General features: G+C 68.3%; 6 protein-coding genes and 1 pseudogene. 2 read left to right on the forward strand and 5 right to left on the reverse strand.

Translation table 11 applies throughout. The annotated features are described in order from the left end of the window. The 5 genes from ssb to AC2VON_RS05915 all read right to left on the reverse strand — a co-directional run. Positions 1 to 278, reverse strand: a 278-nt coding sequence (ssb, locus tag AC2VON_RS05895; protein WP_486952099.1) for a single-stranded DNA-binding protein, incomplete at its 3' end; no start/stop codon positions are given. A gap of 95 nt (positions 279 to 373) precedes the next feature. Continuing rightward, positions 374 to 664, reverse strand: a complete 291-nt coding sequence (gene rpsF, locus AC2VON_RS05900; protein ID WP_486952100.1) for a 30S ribosomal protein S6 — start codon at positions 662 to 664, stop codon at positions 374 to 376. Between the two features lie 190 nt (positions 665 to 854). Beyond that, entirely contained in the window at positions 855 to 2486 is a 1632-nt protein-coding gene (locus tag AC2VON_RS05905) for a glycosyltransferase family 87 protein (RefSeq protein ID WP_486952101.1), read from the reverse strand. Then, positions 2483 to 5134, reverse strand: coding sequence for a transglycosylase domain-containing protein (locus tag AC2VON_RS05910; protein WP_486952102.1), 2652 nt, complete (start codon positions 5132 to 5134; stop codon positions 2483 to 2485). The genes AC2VON_RS05905 and AC2VON_RS05910 overlap by 4 nt, the downstream gene beginning before the upstream one ends. Next, entirely contained in the window at positions 5052 to 5477 is a 426-nt protein-coding gene (locus tag AC2VON_RS05915) for a DUF5318 family protein (RefSeq protein ID WP_486952103.1), read from the reverse strand. The genes AC2VON_RS05910 and AC2VON_RS05915 overlap by 83 nt, the downstream gene beginning before the upstream one ends. A 209-nt stretch (positions 5478 to 5686) precedes the next feature. Between AC2VON_RS05915 and AC2VON_RS05920 the strand changes: the two genes are divergently transcribed. Beyond that, positions 5687 to 6229: a PadR family transcriptional regulator gene (locus tag AC2VON_RS05920; protein ID WP_486952104.1), complete on the forward strand. Its 543-nt coding sequence runs from the start codon at positions 5687 to 5689 to the stop codon at positions 6227 to 6229. 69 nt (positions 6230 to 6298) lie between these two features. After that, a pseudogene (locus AC2VON_RS05925) lies at positions 6299 to 6498 on the forward strand (inositol-3-phosphate synthase); the annotation flags it as partial.

Here is a 6498-nt window from a genome sequence, read left to right on the forward strand (position 1 = left end):
TCGCGGGTCTCGAAGGAGCGCTGCCGCAGCCGTCCGGTCACGACCACCCGTGCTCCGCGGGTGAGGCTTTCGGCCACGTTCTCAGCCGCCTCGCGCCAGACGCTACACCGCATGAACAGGGCTTCGCCGTCCTTCCATTCGCCGCTCTGGCGGTCATAGATGCGTGGCGTCGACGCCACGGTGAAGTTCGCCACGGCCGCGCCGGACGGAATGAATCGCAGCTCGGGGTCCGCGGTCAGGTTTCCGACGACAGTAACGGTGGTTTCACCAGCAGCCACGGGGGCCTCCTGAAGTTGATTGCCTGTCTTCGGGCGAGCCTACGCACCGGACGACGCGGTGCCTAGTCAGCCCAGTCACATCCGTCACCCGGACGTCACGACTTGTCGACGCGCATCACCTTGGTGCGCAGCACGGATTCGTTCAGGTTGAGTTGACGGTCGAGTTCGGATACCGACGCCGGGGCCGCCTTCACGTCGACAACGGCGTAGATACCCTCGGCATGCTTGGCGATCTCATACGCCAGCCGACGCTTGCCCCAGATGTCGACCTTGTCGACGGTGCCGCCGTCCTTGCGGATGACGTTGAGGAAGGCCTCCAGCGACGGTGCCACGGTGCGCTCGTCGAGGGTGGGGTCGAGGATGACCATGATTTCGTAGGGACGCATGCGTACCTCATCACCTCCTATGGTCGTGTGCGGCCACGGACTGCTGTGTGGTTCCCCGTGGCAGGAGGGTCGCCTGCGCCGGCAACGCGTTCAGGCTACCGGACACCTACTCGGCTGGCGAAATCGTGCCCGCTTCACCGCAGGCTCCACTCCCTCACCACGGGCTCGACGGCGCAGCCCGCCGATCACCTTACTTTCGGCCGGCCAGCGCGTAGCCGGGCGCGGCCGGCCGCAGCCAGGCGGGTAACCAGACCGGCGGGTAATCGGGCGCCCGGTCGAACACCCCGCCGGCCGGGTCGTCCAGCCGGCCGTGCCAGCGCACCAGATCCTGACCGGGCCGGTAGATCTGGCGGATCACCAACGCGCACAACCCCAGCACCGCGACATCACGCAGCAGCACGGTAGCGGTGAACCACTGCTCGGGCAGCCCACGGTTTTCGACGCTGTACAGGTAGTACATTCGCGGCACCCATACCAGCGCATCGACGGTCATCCACGCCAGCAGGACCCGGCGGTGCGGCACGGCCAACACCGCCAGCGGCACCAGCCACAGCGAGAACTGCGGACTCCACACCTTGTTCGTCAGCAGGAACGCGGCCACCACCAGAAATATCAATTGGCTCAACCGTGGCCGGGCCGGCGCGGTCAGCGCGACATAGCCGATCCCCGCACAGCAGAGCGCGAACAGCACCGTCACCACCGTGTTGAGCACTATCGGCGGCTGCCAGAAGCCCAGTCCGGCGTCGAAACCCGGCCACCCGGTGAACGACTTCACCACGTTGAACACCGAGTCCATGTCGTCGCCGCGGCGGGTGTTCAGCCGAAAGAACTCCGACCAGCCGCGGGGAAACAGCGCCAGCACCGGAAGGTTCACTCCCAGCCAGGTGGCAGCCGCCGCCACCGCGGTCCTCACCGCCGCACGCAACCGTCCGGTGCGCAGCCCCAGCACCAGCAGCGGCCCCAGGAACAGCGCCGGGTAGAGCTTGGCCGCCGCACCCAGGCCGATCAGCACGCCGGCCCCGACCGGTCTTCGCCGCGCCCAGGCCAGCAACCCGCAGATAGCGAACGCCGTTGGCAGCGCGTCGAAGTTGGTGAAGATCTGAAAGATCACCAGCGGAGACGCCGCCACCAGCGCCGCGTCCCAGATCCGCCGGCCCGCCAAACCGGCGGTGGCCCACACCGTAGCCAGCCACGCCAGTGCCAGCCCGAACGCGGCGACGTCGAAGAACACCACCACCTCGGCGACCCCGCCGGCTCTGCTCACCCATCCCACCGGGATCAGCTTGGTTACCTCGGTGTAGGTCTTGGCCAGCGCCATCGCCGTGTACTGGTAGACCCCGGTCAGCACCGGGTATTCCATGTAGCGCACCGCGGGCCGGCCGTCGTAGCGGGTCTGCGGCTTGCCGGACGGATCGGTCTCGACCCAGCTGGACTTGTACGGAAACTTGCCCTGGCTCAACAGCTCCGCGCCGTAGAGCGGCACCGTGTCGGAGTAGCACAGTTGGTAGTAGGCCCGTTCGTGGTCCCAGTTGGCGACCCGCTGATCCGGAGGGCCGGTTCCGACGGTCTGCAGACACGGCGCTTTGGTCGTCCACCCCAGCGCCAAGAAGACCACGGCGATCGCGAACATCACCCGTACCGGCGTGCAGAACCGGGCCCGCCCGATCAGCGCGTGGCGGCCGACCGGCCCGCCGATCGTGTTCGCGCACGCGTGGCCCAGCGGGTCGGTGCGGCTGGGAAAGTCGCGGCCGTCGGCGCTGCGCAGGTCAGCGGCGAGCGGCCGCGGCGACACAGTGACACGGCGCGGTGCGGGGTCGATCACGGCGGCGGCGGTGGCGGGGACTCCGACGGCCCTGGCGGGGGCGGCGGGGACTCCGACGCGCCCGGCGCCCGTGACGCCTCCGGCGGCCCGGGCGGCGCCGGCGGCCCGGGCGGCAGAACCTGGGACGGGCCGGGCGGCACCATCGGAATGGTGGTGGGCGGTCCGATCGGGATGACAACTCCGGGCGCTATCTCGATGGTCGGCTGGATGACGGTCTCTGGGGGCGGCGGGGGTTCCTCCAGCGGCGGTGGCGGAGGCGGCGGTGCGGCCGGAACCCCGGCGTACCCTCCGATCTCGGCCGGTTTGGGGAAGGACTCGATGTCGGTGCCGTTCAGCGCTCCGTCCATGGTCGCCTTCCAGATGTCGGCCGGCAGGCCCGCACCGTACACCGGTCCGCCCCACCGACTTTTCAGTGGCTCGTCGCCGGTGGCGGTGCCGACCCACACCGCCGTCGCCAGCGACGGCGTGTAGCCGACCATCCAGGCATCCTTGTTGTCGCCGGTGTCGCCCAGTTGCGTGGTGCCGGTCTTGGCCGCGGACGGCCGGCCGCCGGCCAGGTTGTGCCCGCGCGACCAGCCGGCAATCGGCTCCATGGCCGCTGTGACGTTGTCGGCCACCGCCTTGGGGATACGCTGTTCGCCGGCGGTGTCGGCGGTGCCGGCGGTGCCGGCGTCGAAGAGCACCCGGCCGTCTGCGTCGACGACCTTCTGCACGAAGTGCGGCGGATGGTAAACGCCCGAGTCGGCCAGCGTGGCGTACGCCGACGCCATGTCGATCACCCGGGTTTGATACTGGCCCAGGACAACCCCGCCTTCGGGTGGACCGCCCTTGCCGTCCTGCGACAGGGTGTGCGCTACGCCGGGGAAACTCTGAGCGACGCCGGCCCGATGGGCTGCGTCGGCGACGTCCTGCGCACCGTTCTTCAGCTTGAGCATCAACCGGTAGTATCCGGTGTTCAGCGAGCGTTTGAGCGCCTCGGCGATATTGCAGACGCCGCAGCTGTCGCCCTCGGCGTTGGTGATCTTGATCCGGCCGTGTTCGATGGCCAACGGGGCGCTGTCTACCTGATAACCCAGGCCGATGCCCTGCTCCAGCGCGGCCACCAGCGCGAACACCTTGAACGACGACCCGGTCTGCAGCCCGGCCTGGGCGAAGTCGAACCCGTTGGGGTCGGAACCGCCGTAGTAGGCCCGCACGGCCCCGCTGCGCGGGTCGATGGCCACCACCGCGGCTCGCATGTCCGGATTCTGCCCGTCTTGCCCGCCCTGTCCGTCGAGGTACTTCGCCACCGCCTGCTCGGCGGCCTGCTGGGCGCGGGTGTCGATGGTGGTGGTGATCTGCAGCCCCTGCGTGTTCAGCGTCTGCTCATCGATGTTGAACAGACCGAGCAGCTCCTTGATCACCTGGCGCTCGATCAGACCGTTGGGCCCGGTGATCAGGTTCTGTGAACGGGCCTGCTCGGTCGGCACGGTCTCCGGAAACACCTGCGCGGCACGGTCACTCGGCGACAATGCCTCCGTCTCCACCATGCCGTCGAGCACCCAGTTCCACCGAATGGCCGCCCGCTCCGGGTCGACCGCGGGATCCAGGGCGGACGGTCGCTGGATCACCGCCGCCAACAGCGCTCCTTGCGCGACGTCGAGTTGCGAGACCGGTTTGTCGAAGTACGCCTTGGCCCCTGCCGCGATGCCGTAGGCGCCACGTCCGAAGTAGATGATGTTCAGGTAGGCCTGCAGCACCTCGTCCTTGGACCATGCCCCGGACATCTTGGTGGCGATGACGAGTTCCTTTGCCTTGCGGATCAGTCCGCCCACCCCGACGCGCCGCGATCCGACCAACGCGTTCTTGACGTACTGCTGCGTGATGGTCGACCCGCCCTGCGTGTCGCCGCCGAAGACGTTGTTGCGCATCGCACGGATAAACCCGGCCGGTGAAAAGCCGGGGTTGGAGTAGAAGTTACGATCCTCGGCGGCCAGCACCGCGTTTCGCACGTGCATCGGCACCTGGTCAAGGTTAATGTCGACGCGATTGCCTTCCGGCGGAATGATTTTGGCAAGCTCGGAGCCGTCGCTGGCCAGGATCGTCGACACTTGATTGGTGCGGATTTCCTCGGGCCGGGGGATGTCGACAACGACATAGGCCATCGCGAACGTGACGACCGGCAGAACCAACAGCACAGCGGCGGTGATGCTCAGCCCCCGCCGGACCCACCGCCAATTCAGCCGCCGCAGGTCCTGCCGCAGCGCCGCGAGGATGTCGGCCCCGCTGGGCCGGGCGGGACCGGGCTGCGGGCGTCCACCGGACAGCGGATGGCCGTCACCGGTTCGCCGCGGACGCTGCCCCGGCGAGAATCCGGACCCGCTCAGCGCCTGCTCGCCTTCCTCCGGCCCAGCTTCCAGCGCCGCCTTGACGGCCTCGATCGGATCCCGCAGAGCCGGTGGGAGGTCGTCGGCCACGCGCGGAAGGATCGCGGTCGACCCGTCGTCGGAGGAAGCAGACCAACCGACCGCTGATCCGGTCCGGGTCTGGGTATCCGGCCGACCCTGATTGCCCGAGCTGTCCTGGTTATTCACTGGCCGTGCGTGCGCCGTCGCGCGCTGTCCGCCTGCCCGGGGAGCCCCTCGGCGGGCGCGCGGCACCGAGCACATACGACTTCACCAGGTGATTCCAGCTGCAGGTACGGCACACCTCGACTACATGCACGGAGAACTCCGCGTAGCGGGCGGCGAGCAGGACCAACTCCTCGGCGGTGCGCGCTGACCCGGACACCGCGCCCAAGTGGTCACCGAACACCCACGACACCAGCGTCAGCTGCTCTTTGCGGCAGATGGGGCACACCACCGAACTGGTCTTCCCGTGAAATCTGGCGGCGCGCAGCAGATACGGGTTGGCATCACACACCTCGGACACCCCGGTGCGTCCGCAATACACCTCAGCCAGCAGGGAGCGGCGCCGAAGCGCGTAATCCACCACCTGTCGCTGCAATCGCACGGTGACCAGAGTACGACGTGCGGTCGCGTGCGCAGAGGCGAACTGCAGCGGACCGTGACGATCGTCGGCCGCCGGCCATACCCGCAGCTTGGCGTCGGTTATATCGGCGCGATACTATGGCGCGAAGCGTCGGACCAGTAGTGGACCAGTAGCAGACCAGTAGCAGACCAGTAGCGCCCCAGCAGCAGCTCAGCAAAGGAGGTGGCTCGGTGCTCGAGCTCGCCATCCTGGGACTTCTGTTAGAGTCGCCCATGCACGGCTACGAGTTGCGCAAACGACTGACCGGTTTACTCGGGGCGTTTCGTGCTTTCTCTTACGGCTCGCTGTACCCCGCCCTGCGGCGCATGCAGGCCGCGCGGCTGATCGTCGAGGACGCCGCACCGGCCGGTACCCCGGTGCGCCGGGCCCGGCGGGTGTACCGGCTGACCGACGCCGGCCGCCGGCGCTTCGCCGAGCTGGTGGCCGACACCGGTCCGCAGAATTACACCGACGACGGTTTCGGAGTGCACTTGGCCTTCTTCAACCGCACCCCCGCCGCGGCGCGGATGCGCATTCTGGAAGGTCGTCGCCGCCAGGTTGAAGAGCGTCGCGAAGGCCTGCGCAACGCGGTGACGAGGACCGGCAGCTCGTTCGACCGGTACACCCGTCAGCTGCACCAGCTCGGGCTGGAGTCCAGCGAGCGGGAAGTCAAGTGGCTCAATGAGCTGATCGCGGCCGAACGCGTCGCGCAAGGCGGAGCCGAACAGACGTGAGCAAGCCCGGGTGAAGGCCCGGCGACCCGGTTACGGCATGACATCGGTGGAAGTGAGGAGAACGTCGAAATGAGTGAGCAAACCACGCCAGCGGCGGTACCGGAGGTGCGCGTCGCCATTGTCGGTGTCGGCAACTGCGCGTCCTCGCTGGTGCAGGGCATCCAGTACTACGCCGACGCCGACGACACGGCGTCGGTGCCCGGCCTCATGCACGTGCGGTTCGGCCCGTATCACGTGCGCGATGTCAAGATCGTCGCGGCGTTCGACGT

The sequence above is a fragment of the Mycobacterium sp. TH-M82 genome (assembly GCF_057473605.1).

Bases quoted from the DNA above. Each gene is read 5' to 3' on its own strand.
- rpsF (WP_486952100.1), bottom strand. From the start codon at position 664: ATGCGTCCCTACGAAATCATGGTCATCCTCGACCCCACCCTCGACGAG.
- AC2VON_RS05910 (WP_486952102.1), bottom strand. From the start codon at position 5,134: ATGTGCTCGGTGCCGCGCGCCCGCCGAGGGGCTCCCCGGGCAGGCGGA.